Below are 17574 nucleotides of genomic sequence, written 5' to 3' on the forward strand. Positions count from 1 at the left end.
GATCGGCCTGTGGCCCGAACAACGCGCCACCGCAGGGCCGTAGGAGAGGGGAGGCATGAAGGTGCCGCAGGAAACTTCCGATGCCGTACGCGAGGAGTCCTCACCGATGACGGCACTCGACGTCACGGCGCCACCGGAGATCGATCTGGACGGGGGCGCCTCGCTGCTCGCGTGGCTCCGCCGGATGCGGGACGAACAGCCGGTGTGGCGGGACGACAAGGGCAATGTCCACGTCTTCCGGCACCGGGACATCCAGCGGATCGTCTCCCAGCCCGCCGCGTTCTCCTCCGACACAGTGACATCTCTGTCGGGCGGCGAGCGTGAACCTCCGGGCGGCACGCTGCTCCTGCTCGACCCTCCTCGGCACGGGAAGATGCGCCGCCTGGTCAGCCAGGCGTTCACGGCGAAGATGATCAGCGATCTCACACCGCAGATCACCGATGTGGCGACCGGGCTGCTCGACGACATCGACTCGGACCGCTTCGACCTGGTGGAGGCGCTGGCCAACCCGCTGCCCGTCATCGTGATCGCCTCGATGCTGGGGGTGCCGATCTCCGACCGGCATCTCTTCCAGGGCTGGGCGGACGACCTGCTGACGATCGACCCCACGGCCCCTGACGGCCCTGCCGCCTTCGGCCGGCTGGTCGGGGAGCTGGACGCGTATCTGCGCGCGCATGTCACGGCCCGCCGCCGCGCCCCGCACGACGATCTCATCGGCACCCTGGTACGCGCCGAGGTGGACGGCGAGCGGCTCAACGACGACGACGTGGTCAGCTTCGCCGCGCTCCTGCTGCTCGCCGGGCATGTCACCACGTCCGTGCTGCTCGGCAATATGCTCCTCAGCCTGAACACCGAGCCGCAGCGCTGGGGCGAACTGCGTACCGACCGTTCGCAGATCCGGGCCTACATCGAGGAAGTGCTGCGCTGCCGCCCCCCGTTCCTGAAGATCGAGCGGGTGCCGACCGCCGACACGGAGATCGCTGGGGTGCCGGTCGCCGCGAACACGATGATGCATCTGTGGCTGCTGTCGGCCAACCGCGACGAGCGGGTCTTCGATGATCCGGACCGCTTCGTGCCGCTCCGGCCGAACGCCCGTCAGGTGGCTTTCGGCCACGGCATCCACTACTGCCTGGGCGCTCCACTCGCCCGGCTCGAGGGGCAGATCGCGCTCAACCTGATGCTCGACCGGTTCTCCGCGGTCCGGCTGGACCGCGACGCGCAACTTTCCTACTACGAGAACAGGGTCAACGTCTTCGGTCTGCGGCGACTGCCCCTGGCGTCCCAGCGGGCGTGACCCCGCCGCCCCGAGTCCGGGGCGCACAGTCACGCGCGGCCGCTGTCCCCATCCCAGTCGGAGGAGTCATGGTTTCCGAGCCTGCTCAGGATCCCGCCTACATACCCAAGCAACCGGTGGTCCCCTACAAGCGCACCTGCCCGTTCGATCCGGCAGCCGAGTACAGCCGGCTGCGCGAGGAGGATCCGATCAGCCCGGTGTCGTTCGACCTGTCACCGGGCCGCAAGGACGGGTGGCTGATCACGCGGCACGAACATGTGCGGCAGATCATGACCGACCACCGGTTCAGCCACCGCAACGAGCTGCTGGCGCTGGTGCACTCGCCGCCCTTCGAGGTGGAGAACTACGATCCGCAGCCGTCCGCGCCGGGCAACTTCGTCCGCATGGACGCACCGGACCACACCCGTTACCGGCGGCTGCTGACGGGCTTCTTCACCGTCCGCAGAATCCAGGAGTACGAGCCCAGACTCGAAGCGATCATCGACGGCGTGCTGGACGAGATGGCGGAGATGGAACCGCCCGTCGACCTGGTCAAGGCGTTCGCTCTGAAGATCCCGGCCAGGTCGACCTGCTCGGTCATGGGCGTGTCGGAGAGCGACCTGGTCACTCTGGCCGAGCACTTCGATGTGATCATGCGTATCGACTACACCCTGGAAGAGTTCATCCACCACAACACGGGTCTGAACACGACTCTGGAACGGATGATGCGCGAGCGGTTCGCCGCCGAGCCGGGTGACGACCTCCTGAGCCGACTCATCGCCACCGGCGAACTGACCGAGGAGGAGATGGCGAACATCGCGTGGATCGCCATCGGCGGGGCCCTGGACACCACCCCGAACATGCTGGCGCTGGGTACGTTCGCGCTGCTCGAACATCCCGAAGAACTGGCCAAGCTGCGGGCGAATCCGGAGCTGATGGGCAGCGGGGTGGAGGAGTTGCTGCGCTATCTGACCATCTCTCACTTCGGAGCGAGCCGGACGGCGCTGGAGGACGTCGAGATCGAGGGCGTGAAGATCGAGAAGGGACAGACTGTGGTGCTGTCCCTTCCGTCGGCGAACCGCGACGCCGAGTACTTCGAGGACGCGGACACGCTCGATGTGACCCGCCCCGCGCGCAGACACCTGGCTTTCGGCTTCGGTATCCACCAGTGCCTGGGGCAGCACCTGGCGCGGGCGACCCTGCGAATCGCGTTCCAGAAGCTCTTCGACCGGTTCCCCGATCTGAGGCTGACGGTGCCGGCGTCACAGGTGCCGCTCCGGGAGAAGGCCATGCACTACGGCGTGTACGAACTGCCGGTGACCTGGGGTTAGTTCCCGTCCGACAGGCCCCGTTCATGCGGCAGCCCCCCACCGATCGGTGGGGGGCTGCCGCATGAACGGCCCCTTCGCGCGGGGCCGTTCCGTTCCCCGGTCAGGCCGTCACGACCCGCCGAGCTCGTTCTCGATGAAGTCGAACAGCTCGTCGTCCGACGCCTTCTCCAGCCTGCTCTCCAGCCCCGGATCCTGATCTTCTGACAGGCTGTCGAGCCGGGCCATGAGCCCCTGCAGCCGACTGCGCAGCGACGCCCTGGCCTCCGTGTCGTCCATGATCGGTTCGATCTGCGCCTCCCACGCGTCGAGCCGGTCGAGCACCGAGCCGTTGCCCAACTGCTCCTCCACCGCGGGTGCCAGCCTGCCGAGCAAGTGGTCGGCCAGTCCGGTGGGTTCCGGGTAGTCGAACAGGAGAGTCGCGGGCAGCCTGGTCCCGGTCACGGTGCCGAGCCGATTGCGCAGCTCGACCGCGGTCAGCGAGTCGAAGCCCAGCTCCAGGAAGCCGCGGTCGGGGTCGACAGCGTCGGCCGAGGCATGCCCCAGGACCAGAGCGGCCTGGCTCAGGACGGCATCGAGCACCGTCTGGCGCCGGTCTGCTTGCGGCAGCCCGGCGAGCCGGGTGCCGAGCTGCTCGGCTTCCGCGGCGGGGGCAGGACGGCCGGCGGAGGACCGGGGCAGTTTCCGCGCCAGTGACCGCAGCAGATGCGGAACGTCTCCGGCAGCGGCACGCAGCGCCGCCATGTCGAGCCTGGCCGGGGCAAGGAACGGCTCGCCCGTGGCGAGCGCGGCATCGAGCAGGGCCAGTGCCTGGTCCGACGGCATGGGGCGAACGCCGCCCCTGGCCATCCGGTGGAGGTCGGCCTCGTCCAGTTTGGTGGTCATGCCGCTGCGCTCGGCCCACAGGCCCCAGGCAAGGGACACGGCGGGCCGGCCCGCCGCCCGCCTGGCGTGGGCGAAAGCGTCGAGGAAGGCATTGGCCGCCGCGTAGTTGCCCTGGCCGACCCCGCCGAAGGTACCGGCGAGAGAGGAGAACAGGACGAAAGCCTCCAGGTCGAGGTCGCGCGTCAGCTCGTCCAGGTGGAGTACGGCGTCGGCCTTGGCACGCAGCACCGCGTCCATGCGCTCCGCGGTCAGAGAGCCGATGACGCCGTCGTCGAGGACGCCCGCGGTGTGGACCACGGCGGTGAGCGGACTCTCGGGGGATACGGAGGCCAGCAGCCGGGCGGTCTCGGCCCGGTCGGCGACGTCGCAGGCGGCGAGTTCGACGTTCGCGCCCAGTTCGCTCAGTTCCTTCTCCAGTTCGCGCATCCCTGCGGCCCGTGGCCCTCTGCGGCTGGCGAGCAGTAGGTTCCGCACGCCGTGCGCCGTTACCAGGTGACGGGCGACGAGGCGGCCGAGCACGCCACTGGCCCCGGTGATGAGCACCGTGCCTCCGGCGCCGGCCGCACCGAGGCCCCCGAACGGCTCGGCCGCCGGGGCCCGTACCAGGCGCGGCACACTGGCCGCCCCCTCACGCAGAGCGATCTCGGGTTCACCGGTCGCCAGGGCGGCGGACAGCGAGGCGACGGACTGGGCCGTTCCGTCGTGGTCGAGGAGAGCGAAACGGCCCGGGTTCTCGGCCCTGGCGGTGCGGATCAGGCCCCAGACGGCGGACTGCGGCAGCCCGGGCACAGCGGCGCCGGTCCTGGTCGCCACGGCGTTGTGGGTGCACATCACGAGCCGCGACCCGCTGAATCTGTCGTCCTGAAGCCATGCCTTGGCGACGTCCAGTCCGTGGTGCACGGCCTGGCGGGTGGCTTTGGCGGTGTCGCCCTGGGCCTGCGGGCAGTTGACGAGCACCGTTGCGGGCACCGGGGCCCCGGCGGTGACGGCCGCGGTCAGTTCGGCCAGGTCCTCGTACCGGCCGCCGTCGGCGTCGGGCGCGTGCGGTACGGCACCGATGCCGACCACCGCGTACGGCTCGCGCGCGCTGCCGGCCAGCGGCAGTTCCTCCCACTCCATCCGGTACAGGCTGTCGGATTTCGGTCCGGCGGCGGCCAGCACCGCGGGGTCGACCGGCCGCAGTACGAGCGCCGGTATCGCGGCGAGCCAGGCACCCGACGCGTCCGCCAGCTGCACGCCGAAGGTGTCCTCTTGCTGCCGGACGAGGTGGACCCGCAGGGTGTCCGGGCTCACGGCCGGCGCCGCGGTGACCTGCCGGAAGCTGAACGGCAGCACGGCGCGTTCCGTGTCGGGTGCGGCAAGCGCGACCGTGTGCAGAGCGGCGTCCAGCAGCGCCGGGTGCAGGACGAAGCCCGCGTCATGGTGCTGCTGGGGCAGTGTCACTTCGGCGAACACCTCGTCGCCCTTGCGCCAGGCGGCGCGCAGGCCGCGGAAGGCCGGTCCGTAGGCGAAGCCGTTCGCGGCCGTCCGCTCGTAGAGGTGCGATACGTCGACCGGGTCCGCGCCCCGCGGGGGCCAGGCGCTGAGGTCGGCGAGGGCCTGGGCCGCGGGCGGGCCCTCGGCCAGGGTGCCGTCGGCGTGCCGGGTCCAGGGGGTGTCCTCCTGGTCCGCGCGTGTCGCGGGTCGCGAGTGCACGCTGACCGTGCGTCGGCCCGACTCGTCTGCGTCACCGACGGTGAGTTGAAGCTGTACCGTGCCGTCCTCCGGCAGCACGAGCGGGGCCTCGATCGTGAACTCTTCGACGTGGCCGGCGCCGATCCGTTCGCATGCCTGCAGCGCCAGCTCCAGGAAACCCGTGCCGGGGAAGAGCAGCGTGCCGTCCACAGCGTGGTCGGCCAGCCACGGCTGGCGCCCTACGGAGAGCAATCCGTTGAACAGGGCGCCGTCGGAACCGGCGAGCGGCACGGCGGCCCCGAGCAGCGGATGGCCCGCCGCTTCCAGTCCCGCGGCGAACATGTCCTCCAGGTTCGCGGCGGCCTCCAGCCAGTACCGCTGCCGCTGGAACGGGTACGTCGGCAGCAGCACGCGCCGGGCGCCCGAGTGCTCGAAATAGGCGTCCCAGTCAGGGCCGTGGTCCCGCAGATGCAGATGGGCCAGCGCCGTGGTGACCGACTCCGGCTCGCCCTGGTCGCGGCGCAGCAGGGCGACGAGCGCGACCCCGTCCGCTGTCAGGCACTCGTCCGCCATGGCCGTGAGCACCCCGGAGCCGAGCTCCACGAATGTCGTCGCACCCATCTCTTCCAGGGTCCGGGTCCCGTCGTGGAACCGGACGGCCTGACGCACGTGGCGCACCCAGTAGTCGGGGCTGCACAGCTCGTCCGTGGTGGCCTGGCGTCCCGTGACGTTGGAAATGACCGGCACGGTCGGCGGCTCGTAGCTCAACTCGGCTGCGACGGCCGCGAACTCGTCGAGCATCGCGTCCATGTGGGCCGAGTGGAAGGCGTGGCTGACGCGCAGACGCTTGGTCCTGTGTCCCGCGGCGGCCAGTTGGCCGGCGACCTCGGTGACGGCGTCCTCGTCCCCGCTGATGACGGTGGCGGCCGGTCCGTTGAGGGCCGCGATCACCACCCCGCCCTCGTACGGTTCGAGGAGCGGCAGCACGTCCTCCTCGGCGGCCTGCACGGACACCATGGCGCCGCCGGCCGGCAGGGCCTGCATCAGCCGGCCGCGTGCGGCGACCAGGCGGCAGGCGTCGTCCAGGGACAGCACCCCCGCGACATGCGCCGCGGCGAGTTCGCCGATCGAGTGGCCGAGCAGCACGTCCGGACGCACCCCGTAGCTTTCGAGCAGCCGGAACAGGGCGACTCCGAGGGCGAAGAGACCGGCCTGGGTGTACACGGTCCGGTCGAGCAGGTCCGCCTCGGGCGTACCGGGCTCGGCGAACAGCACATCGCGCAGCGGCCGGTCGAGGTGGGTGTCAAGGTGCGCGCAGGCCGCGTCAAGAGCGTCGGCGAAGGCGTCGAAGGTCGCGTAGAGGCTCCGGCCGGTCTCCGCTCGCTGTGATCCCTGCCCGGGGAAGAGGAAGGCCAGCTTGCCGGGGCGGGCGCGGTCCACGGAGACCCGCGGGTGCTCGTGGCCTTCGGCGAACGCCCCGAGCGCGTCGGTCAGTTCGGCAAAACCCGTACCGAGGATCGCTGCCCGGTCCTCGAACCCGGCGCGCGAGGTGGCCAGGGACATCGCTATGTCGGCAGGCGCGAGCCCCTCGTTGTGCGTGATGTGCTCCAACAGCCGCTGGGCCTGTGCCCGCAGCGCAGTGGCACCGCGCGCGGACAACAGCCAGGGGACGACGGTTGCCGAGGCGGACCGCTCCGGAGTACAGCGCTGCGGCGTCCCGCCGGACTCGGTGACATCCGGCTCCGGCTCCTCGAGGATCACATGCGCGTTCGTACCGCTGATACCGAAGGCGGAGACCCCGGCTCTGCGCGGGCCGTTGCCCGACGGCCACTGCTGCCGCTCGTTCAGCAGCCGCACATTCCCCGCCGGCCAGTCGATGTGCGGTGACGGCTGCTCGGCGTGGAGCGTGCGCGGGAGCACGCCGTGCTGCAAGGCCTGCACCATCTTGATCACCCCTGCGACACCGGCCGCCGCCTGGGTGTGCCCGATGTTCGACTTGATCGCGCCGAGCCACAACGGGCGGTCCTCGGGCCGTCCTTGACCATAGGTGGCGATGATCGCCTGGGCCTCGATCGGGTCGCCGAGCCGCGTGCCGGTACCGTGCGCCTCGACGACGTCGACGTCCCATGTGGACAGGCCCGCGTTGGCCAATGCCTGCCGGATGACGCGCTGTTGGGACGGCCCGTTGGGTGCCGTCAGGCCGTTGGACGCGCCGTCCTGGTTGACGGCCGTGCCCTTGACGACGGCCAGCACCGTGTGTCCGAGCCTGCGTGCCTCGGACAGCCGCTCCAGCAGGACGACGCCGACACCCTCGGCCCAGCCGGCGCCGTCGGCGTCCGCCGAGAACGCCTTGCAGCGCCCGTCGGGGGCAAGCGCCCGCTGCCTGCTGAACTCGATGAAGGTCTGGGGGGTCGAGATCACCGTCACGCCGGCCGCCAGTGCGAGCGTGCACTCGCCGGACCGCAGGGCCTGGGTCGCCAGATGCAGCGCGACCAGCGACGACGAGCACGCTGTGTCCACCGTGACGGCCGGTCCCTCCAGCCCGAAGGTGTACGCGATACGGCCGGAGGCGACGCTGCTCGCGCTGCCCGTGGCCAGATATCCCTCCAGGCCTTCCGGCGCCGTGTGCGCCCGGGAACCGTAGTCGTTGTAGTTCGAACCGACGAAGACCCCGGCCTCGGTGCCGCGGAGCATGACCGGGTCGATCCCCGCCCGTTCGATCGCCTCCCAGGAGGTTTCCAGAAGGAGCCGCTGCTGGGGATCGATCGCGACCGCCTCGCGCGGCGAGATCCCGAAGAACGCTGGATCGAAGTGGTCCGCGTCGTAGAGGAACCCGCCGTCGCGAGCGTAGAAGGTGCCGGGCTTGTCCGGGTCCGGGTCGTAGAGCCGCTCGATGTCCCAGCCCCGGTTGGTGGGGAAGCCCGAGATGGCATCGGTGCCCTCGTCGAGCAGCCGCCACAGCTCCTCGGGCGAGTCGGCCTTCCCCGGATAGCGGCAGCTCATCCCGACGATGACGACCGGATCGTCGTCCATCGATACGACAGGTGCGGTCGGATCCACGATCTCTGGCGTCGTCCCGAAGAGCCCGTCATACAAGAACGCCGTGAGCGCGTCCGCCGTCGGATGGTCGAAGACCAGCGTGACGGGCAGCCGGAGCCAGGTTGCCTCGGAGAGCCGGTTGCGCAACTCCACGGCGGTGAGCGAGTCGTAGCCCAGTTCGCGGAACGCCCTGTCGGCGGGGATCGCGTCAGGCCGGTCGTAACCGAGTACGGCGGCGGCCGCCTTCCGTACGTCGTCCAGCAGCGCCGCACGGCGCTCGGTGGGCGACAGTTCGCGCAGGCGGACGACGAACGGCGGTGCGTCGTCCCGCACAGCAGCCTCCTTGGTCCCGCCGCTGTCCGTAGCCTGGGCCTCGGGCAGCTCGCGCAGGGCGGCCACCAGCCGGGCTGTGGCCTTTTGCCAGTCGACGTCCGCGACGATCAGGAACGTCTCGTCTTCGTCCAGGGCGGTCTGCAGGGCGGCGATGGCCAGGTCGGGATCCATCGGCGGCACCCCGTCACGGCGGAGCCGCTGTGCCAGCTCCTCGTCCACCATGCCGCCGCCGCTCCAGGCGCCCCAGGCGATCGAGGTCGCGGGAAGACCCTCGTCGCGGCGCTGAAGGGCGAGCGCGTCCAGGTACGCGTTCGCCGCCGCGTAACTGCCCTGTCCGGGGCCGCCGAGCGTGCCCGCCATGGAGGAGAACAGGACGAACGCGGACAGGTCCAGGTGCCGTGTCGCCTCGTGCAGCGCGAGCGCGGCACCCGCCTTCGGCCCCAGTACGCCCTGGGCCCGGTCCGGGGTGAGCATGTCGATCACACCGTCATCGATGACTCCGGCGGTGTGCACCACAGCCGTGAGCGGCTGGTCCTCGGGCAGACTCCCGACGAGCGCCTCCACCGCCGCGCGGTCGGCGACGTCGCACGCCACCACGGTGGCACTCGAGCCGAGTTCCGCCAGTTCCCCGACCAGCACAGAGGCGTCCGGCGCCGCGGAGCCTCGACGGCTGACGAGCACGAGATGCTCGGCGCCGTTGCGGGCGAGCCAGCGGGCGACGTGCCCGCCCAGTGCGCCCGTGCCACCGGTGACCAGGACGGTGCCGTGGGGTCGCCAGCCGTCGCCGGCCGGCCGGTCTCCCGTGAGCGACCGCAGCATCCTGCGGGCGAAGACCCCGGAAGCACGCAACGCCACTTGGTCCTCGCCCAGGTCCTGCGCAAGCAGCGCGACCAACCGTCGGCCGGCCCGTTCGTCCAGCTCGCTCGGCAGGTCGACGAGGCCGCCCCACCGCTGCGGGTACTCGAAGGCCGCGATCCTGCCGAGCCCCCACGCCATCGCCTGCATCGGGTGGTCGAGGGCATCGGCACGGTTGACCGACACCGCACCACGGGTCGCGCACCACAGCGGGGCGTCGATCCCGGCGTCACCGAGAGCCTGCAGAAGTGACGTCATCAGGACCAGACCTGCGGGAAGCGAGTCCGTGGCGGTCCACGGCTGCTCCTCCAGTGCCACGAGGGACAGCACTCCGGTGATCGTGTCGGCCGTCTCGGCCGTCTCGGCCTCGGCCCGCAGCCGGGTGGCGAGCCATTCCCGGTCGGAGTCCGCTGTGCCGACGATCAGGGTCCTGGTGCGCGCGGCGCCCGACCGGAGCGCGCGGACGGCGTCCTGGACGAGGTGGGCGTCCTGGTGGCCTTCGGGGACGACGACCAGCCAGGTGCCGTCCAGGCTGGTACGCGCGGGCTCCGGCTGGGGGCGCCACGCAATGGAGTACCGCCATCCGTCGACCGTGCTCCGTTGCTGCTGCTGTCTGCGCCACAGCGAGAGCGCGGGCAGGAGCTCACGCAGCGCGCGCCGGTCGGACAGGCCCAACGTCCCTGCCAGACCCTCCAGGTCCTCGCGTTCGACGGTGTCCCAGAATCCGGCGTCGACGAGTCCCGAAGCGGCCGTCTCGGCCGTGGACTTGCGTGACTCCAGCCAGTAACGCCGGTGCTGGAAAGCGTAGGTGGGCAGATCCACCACCCGCGGCCGGTGGTCGGCGAACGCCGGGGACCAGTCCACCTCCACACCCTGCACGAACAAGTCGCCCAGCGAGGTGTAGAACCGCCCAAGGCCGCCCTCATCACGGCGCAGAGTGCCGGTCACGACCGCTGCCGCGCCGACGGCCTCGACCGTCTCCTGGACCGGCACCGTGAGGACGGGATGCGGGCTGACCTCGATGAACACCCGGTGGTCCTCGGCCAGAAGCCCCCGGACCGCGGGCTCCAACCGGACTGTCTGCCGCAGATTGGTGAACCAGTACCCGGCATCAAGCTCCGCCGTATCCAGCCAGTCCCCCGTCACCGTGGAGAAGAACGGCACCCCACCCGAACGAGGACACACCGGCGCCAGAACATCCAGCAACTCATCCCTCAAAGACTCCACATGCACCGAATGCGACGCGTAATCCACCTCGACCCGCCGTGCCCGGATGGCTCGTTGCTCACACGCGGCGATCAACTCGTCCAGCGCGTCCGCATCACCCGAAACGACCACCGATGACGGGCTGTTGACCGCCGCCACCGACAACCGCCCCGACCACTGGCCCAGCAGCTCCTGCACCTCGGGCTGAGGCAGGGCCACCGACACCATGCCGCCCTCGCCGGACAGCGAACGGATGGCCTTGCTGCGCAACGCCACGACCCGAGCCCCGTCCTCCAGGCTCAGCCCGCCCGCGACACAGGCCGCCGCGATCTCCCCCTGGCTGTGCCCCACCACCGCGGCAGGCTCCACCCCATACGAACGCCACACCTCCGCCAGCGACACCATCACCGCCCACAACACCGGCTGAACCACATCCACCCGGTCAAGACCCGGCGCACCCTCAACCCCACGCAACACCGACGTCAACGACCAGTCGGTGAACCGCCCCAACGCCCCCTCACACTCCGCCAACCGCGCAGCGAAAACCGGCGAAGAATCCAACAACTCCACCGCCATCCCCACCCACTGAGACCCCTGACCCGGAAAGACAAACACCGTCCTGCCCGGATCGGTCACCGCACCTGGTGAGGTCACCGACCGCAGCCCGGCAGTCAGTTCGCCGCTCTCCGACCCCACCACAACGGCCCGGTGCCCGAACACCGACCGCGACGCCACCAGCGAATGCCCCACCTCAACCGGCGACAGCCCAGCACCCTCCACCCACGACGCCAACCGACCCGCCTGAGACACCAACGCCGCCGGGGAGCGCCCAGAAACCACCCACGGCACCACAACACCCAACGACGGCGCAGACTCCCCCCCGTCAGCCTGCTCCGTCGACCCCACCTGCTCGACAATCACATGCGCGTTGGTCCCACTCACGCCGAAGGACGAGACACCGGCACGCCGCGGACGTCCCGGCTCCTCCTCCCACGGCCGCGCCTCGGTCAACAACTCCACCGCACCCGCCGACCAGTCCACGTGCGGTGACGGCTCATCCACATGCAGCGTCGCGGGCAGCTCGCCATGCCGCATGGCGAGCACCATCTTCATCACACCCGCCACACCCGACGCCGCCTGAGTGTGCCCGATGTTCGACTTGACGGAGCCGATCCACAGGGGCCGGTCCTCGTCCCGGTCGCTGCCGTAGGTGGCGATCAGCGCCTGCGCCTCGATGGGGTCGCCGAGCGTCGTCCCCGTACCGTGCGCCTCCACCACATCCACATCACCCGCCGACAGACCCGCATTCGCCAACGCCGCCCGGATCACCCGCTGCTGCGACGGACCATTCGGCGCCGTCAGACCATTCGACGCACCATCCTGATTGACCGCCGTACCACGTACGACAGCCAGCACGGTGTGTCCATTGCGCCGGGCATCCGACAGCCGCTCCACCAACAGCACGCCGACGCCCTCGGCCATGCCCATTCCGTCGGCCGCCGCTGCGAACGGCTTGCACCGCCCGTCCCGCGCGAGCCCCCGCTGACGGCTGAAGCCCACCAGCCCGATCGGTTCGCTCATCACAGCCGCAGCCCCGGCGATCGCCAAGGAGCACTCCCCCGAGCGAAGCGCCTGTATGGCCAGATGCAGCGACACCAGTGAAGACGAGCAGCCCGTGTCCAGTGTCACCGCGGGCCCTTCCAGCCCGAGCGTGTACGAGACACGACCGGAGGCGATGCTCGTCACCGTGCCGGTGATGAGGTGCCCCTCCAGCCCCTCGGGTGCTTCCACGTTGCCATACCCCTGGTAGGCCGCCCCGAAGAACACACCGGTCTGGGTGCCCCGCAGCGTCCGGGGGTCGATACCCGCACGCTCCAAGACCTCCCAGGAGGTCTCCAGGAGCAACCGCTGCTGCGGGTCCATCGCCAGAGCCTCGCGTGGCGAGATCCCGAAGAACTCGGGATCGAAGTCACCGGCTGCGTCGAGGAACCCGCCCTCGCGGGCGTAGCACGTGCCTGTGCGGTCGGGGTCCGGGTCATACATGCCGTCCAGGTCCCAGCCCCGGTCGGAGGGAAACGCGGACACGGCGTCGACCCCGTCCCGAACCAGCCGCCACAGATCCTCGGGCGACCGCACATCACCCGGATAGCGGCAGGCCATGGATACGATCGCGATGGGGTCGTCATCGGCCGGAGCGCCGGCAGTGACAAGCGCGGGGGCAGCCGGTGCGGACAGAGCGCCGCTCTCGCCGACGAGCGTGGTCTCCAGATGCCCGGCAAGCGACTTCACGCTCGGGTAGTCGAAGACAACGGTGGCGAGGAGCCTCACTCCGGTTGCCGCGTTGAGCCGGTTGCGCAGCTCAACCGCGGTGAGGGAGTCGAAGCCCAGCTCGCGGAAGGCACGGCCGACCGCGATCTCCGCCGTGTCCGCGTGGCCGAGCACGGCGGCGACCTGCTTGCGTACGAGGTCGGACAGCAGCCGCTCGCGTTCCGTCGGAGCCAGCTCGACGAGCTGGGATCGGAGCGACGCGGAAGTACTCTCGGCAACCCCCGTGTCGGCCTCGTCGGCTTCGAGCGCCCGCAGCACTTCCGGCACCTCGTGCAGCAGCGGGCGGGGATGCGCGGCGGTGAAGACGGGGACGAAACGTTCCCAGTCGATGTCCGCCACGGCGAGGAACGTCTCATCGTGGTCGAGCGCCTGCTGAAGCCCAAGAGCGGCCAGGTGGGGCGACATGAACGGGATGCCGCGCCAGCGCAGTTGGTCCCGCACCACATCGACGGCCATACCGCCGCCCTCCGGGCTCCAGATGCCCCACGCGATCGATGTCCCCGCCAGACCACGTGCGCGGCGGTGAGCGGCGAGCGCGTCGACATAGGCATTCGACGCGGCGTACGCGCCGTGGTCACCACTGCCCCACGTACCGGCGACGGACGAGTACAGCACGAAGGCGTCAAGGCCGTCGCGGTCGAACAGGGCGTCGAGGTTGCGGGCGCCGAGCAGCTTGGCGCGGGCCCCCTCGGCGAACTCTTCGAGCGTGGTGTCGACGAGTGGCACGAGAAGGCCGACCCCGGCAGTGTGCACGACGGACCGGATGGGCGGACCGTCGGCCTCGACCTGCGCGACCAGCCCGGCGAGCGCGTCGGCGTCCGTCACATCACAGGCGGCGATGGTGACTCCGACGCCCAGTGCCATCAGCTCGTCACGCAACTCGACCGCACCCGGGGCGTCGAGGCCGCGCCGGCTGGTCAGCAAGAGGTGCTCGGCGCCACTACGGGCGAGCAGTCGGGCGGTGTGCGCACCGAGGCCACCTGTACCGCCAGTGACCAGGGCTGTTCCGCTCGTACGCCACGGCACGCCCGGCTCTCTGTCCAGCGGGGCACGGGTCAGGCGGCGGGCGAACAGTCCGGCGCCGCGGACGGCGAGCTGGTCCTCGTCACCGCCCGTCGCGAGGATCCCGGACAGCAAAGCCGTACCCCGGTCGTCCAACTCGGCGGGCAGGTCGACAAGACCGCCCCACTGCTTGGGGTGCTCCAGGGCGAACACCCGGCCGAGGCCCCAGACCGCCGCTTGGAGGGGGTGTCGCACCGCGTCGTCGTCGGATGAACCCGTGTCAGCGGACTCGGTGGTGAGCAGCCACAGCGGAGCCTCGACTGCTGCGTCGAGGAGCGCCTGCATCAGGGCGACGGACTGGATGAGTCCTACGGTGACCTCGGGGCGCTCGGGCAGGGGTCGCTCATCAAGGGCGAGGAGCGAGATGACGCCACCGGGGACGCCTGCCGTGATGGACTCGCGCAACTGGTCAGCCACGACTCGGCGATCGTTCCGCGAGCCCTGGAGGACAAGAGGTACGGCTTCGGCCCCGCTGTCCCGAATGGTCTTGAGCGTGGACCGTACGAGGTCGTCGTTCTCCTGACCGGCGGGGACGACGATCAGCCAGGTCCCCTCCAACACCCTCTGCTCCGGCTCCGGCTGGGGGCGCCACACGATGCGGTAACGCCACGCGTCCACCGTGCTCCGCTGCTCCCGCTGCCGCCGCCACGACGACAACGCCGGCAACACCTCACGCAGCGCCCCCTGGTCGGAAAGACCCAACGTCCCCGCCAGACCCTCCAGATCCTCGCGCTCCACGGCCTCCCAGAACCGCGCATCCACCGGATCAACAACCCCGGCCCCCGAAGGACGACCGGACTCCAGCCAGTAACGCCGGTGCTGGAAGGCGTAGGTGGGCAGATCCACGACCCGCGGCCGGTGGTCGGCGAACGCCGGGGACCAGTCCACGTCCACGCCGTGCACGAACAAGTCGCCCAGCGAGGTGTAGAACCGCCCAAGGCCGCCCTCATCACGGCGCAGGGTGCCGGTCACGACCGCTGCCGCGCCGACGGCCTCGACGGTCTCCTGGACCGGCACCGTGAGGACCGGATGCGGGCTGACCTCGATGAACACCCGGTGGTCCTCGGCCAGCAGGGTGCGGAGTGCGGGTTCCAACCGGACTGTCTGGCGCAGATTGGTGAACCAGTACCCGGCATCAAGCTCCGCCGTATCGAGCCACTGGCCCGTCACCGTGGAGAAGAACGGCACCCCACCCGAACGAGGACACACCGGCGCCAGAACATCCAGCAACTCATCCCTCAAAGACTCCACATGCACCGAATGCGACGCGTAATCCACCTCGACCCGCCGTGCCCGGATGGCTCGTTGCTCACACGCGGCGATCAACTCGTCCAGCGCGTCCGCATCACCCGAAACGACCACCGATGACGGGCTGTTGACCGCCGCCACCGACAACCGCCCCGACCACTGGCCCAGCAGCTCCTGCACCTCGGGCTGAGGCAGGGCCACCGACACCATGCCGCCCTCGCCGGACAGCGAACGGATGGCCTTGCTGCGCAACGCCACAATCCGAGCCCCGTCCTCCAGACTCAGTCCCCCCGCGACACAGGCCGCCGCGATCTCCCCCTGGCTGTGCCCCACCACCGCGGCAGGCTCCACCCCATACGAACGCCACACCTCCGCCAGCGACACCATCACCGCCCACAACACCGGCTGAACCACATCCACCCGGTCAAGACCGGGCGCACTCTCAACCCCACGCAACACCGACGTCAACGACCAGTCGGTGAACCGCCCCAACGCCCCCTCACACTCCGCCAACCGCGCAGCGAAAACCGGCGAGGAATCCAACAACTCCACCGCCATCCCCACCCACTGAGACCCCTGACCCGGAAAGACAAACACCACATCGGCATCCCCCTCCAGAGCCTCTACATCCCCACAGACAGCACCCGCAGGCATCTCACCGTCAGCCAACCCACGCAGTCCGGCAACCAACGCCCCCCGGTCACCGCCGACCACCACAGCCCGGTGCTCAAGACCCGCACGCGACACCACCAGCGAATGCCCCACATCCGCCGCCGACAGCCCAGCGCCCTCCACCCACGACGCCAACCGACCCGCCTGCTCCTGCAACGCCGCCGGGGAACGCCCGGAAACCACCCACGGTAGCGCGACCGGGGCCGCCGCCTCTTCTTCGGAGTTACCCTCCTCGGGCTCCTCGTCGGCAGGTTCCGCCCCCGGCGCCTGTTCGATCAGGACGTGCGCATTGGTCCCGCTGCCGCCGAACGACGACACGCCCGCCCGCCTCGGCGCGCCCGTCTCGGGCCACAACACCTCGTCCGTCAACAGGCGGACGTTCCCCGTCGACCAGTCCACATGCGGTGACGGCTCATCCACGTGCAGCGTCGCCGGCAGCACGCCGTGGCGCAGCGCCTGCACCATCTTCATCACTCCGGCGATGCCGGAAGCGGCCTGTGCATGCCCGATGTTGGACTTGAGCGAGCCGATCCACAGCGGCCGGTCCTCGTCCCGCTCCTGCCCGTACGTGGCGATCAGCGCCTGCGCCTCAATCGGATCGCCCAGCGTCGTCCCCGTACCGTGCGCCTCCACCACATCCACATCACCCGCCGACAGACCCGCATTCGCCAACGCCGCCCGGATCACCCGCTGCTGCGACGGACCATTCGGCGCCGTCAGACCATTCGACGCACCATCCTGATTGGTGGCGCTGCCACGGATCACCGCGAGCACTTGGTGGCCACTACGGCGGGCGTCCGACAGCCGTTCCAGCAGCAGCACGCCGACGCCTTCACCCCACCCGGTGCCGTCGGCGGCGGCCGAGAACGGCTTGCACCGCCCGTCCTTTGCCAGCCCTCGTTGACGGCTGAACTCCACGAAGTTCCGCAACGAGGACATGACGGTGGCCCCGCACGCGAGCGCCATGGAGCACTCTCCGTGCCGCAGCGCCTGGACAGCCAGATGCAGGGCGACCAGGGACGACGAGCACATGGTGTCGACAGTGACCGCCGGCCCCTCGAGACCGAAGCTGTACGCAAGCCGTCCGGAGAGCACAGCCGCCGATCCGCCCGTCAGCAGATGGCCCTCGACGCCCTCCGGCGCGGTGTTCCCGTCGGCGGCAGCGGCGTAGCCCTGGTTGCTCGATCCGACGAAGACACCGGCTCCGCTGCCGCGTACCGATGTCGGGTCGATACCCGCGCGTTCGAAGACCTCCCAGGAGGTCTCCAGGAGCAGCCGCTGCTGCGGGTCCATCGCCACGGCCTCACGCGGCGAGATCCCGAAGAATCCGGCGTCGAACTCCGAGGCGTCGTAGAGGAAGCCGCCCTCGCGTACATAGCTGCTGCCCGCCCGGTCGGGGTCCGGGTCGTACATGCCGTCCAGGTCCCAGCCGCGGTCGGTCGGCATGGCCGCGATGGCATCGGTACGTTCGGCCACCAGTCGCCACAGGTCTTCGGGAGAGCTCACTCCTCCCGGGAGACGGCAGGCCATGGCGACGATCGCGATGGGATCCTGCTCCCGCGACTCCACCTCCTGCAACCTGCGGCGGGTCTGCCGCAGATCCGTGGTGACCCGCTTGAGGTAGTCGCGGAGCTTGTCCTCGTTGTCCATGTAGCGTCAGCCCTTCAAGAA

At 70.3% G+C, this 17574-nt stretch carries 3 protein-coding genes; 2 read left to right on the plus strand and 1 reads right to left on the minus strand.

What is annotated here, in order from left to right; translation table 11 throughout:
- Positions 1-55: 55 nt before the first annotated feature.
- Together ACH492_RS38245 and ACH492_RS38250 are read left to right on the plus strand one after the other, a co-directional pair.
- Positions 56-1294 carry a cytochrome P450 gene (locus ACH492_RS38245; protein WP_398993786.1) on the plus strand — a complete coding sequence of 413 codons (1239 nt, stop codon included), beginning with the start codon at positions 56-58 and terminating at the stop codon, positions 1292-1294.
- 68 nt (positions 1295-1362) lie between these two features.
- Entirely contained in the window at positions 1363-2604 is a 1242-nt protein-coding gene (locus ACH492_RS38250) for a cytochrome P450 (RefSeq protein WP_398993788.1), read from the plus strand.
- A 108-nt stretch (positions 2605-2712) separates the two neighbouring features.
- Here the strand turns inward: ACH492_RS38250 and ACH492_RS38255 are convergent, their stop codons facing one another.
- Positions 2713-17553: a type I polyketide synthase gene (locus ACH492_RS38255; RefSeq protein ID WP_398993789.1), complete on the minus strand. Its 14841-nt coding sequence runs from the start codon at positions 17551-17553 to the stop codon at positions 2713-2715.
- Positions 17554-17574: the final 21 nt, after the last annotated feature.

This window comes from Streptomyces sp. NPDC019443, from assembly GCF_044389785.1.
In the GTDB taxonomy this organism is placed as follows: domain Bacteria; phylum Actinomycetota; class Actinomycetes; order Streptomycetales; family Streptomycetaceae; genus Streptomyces.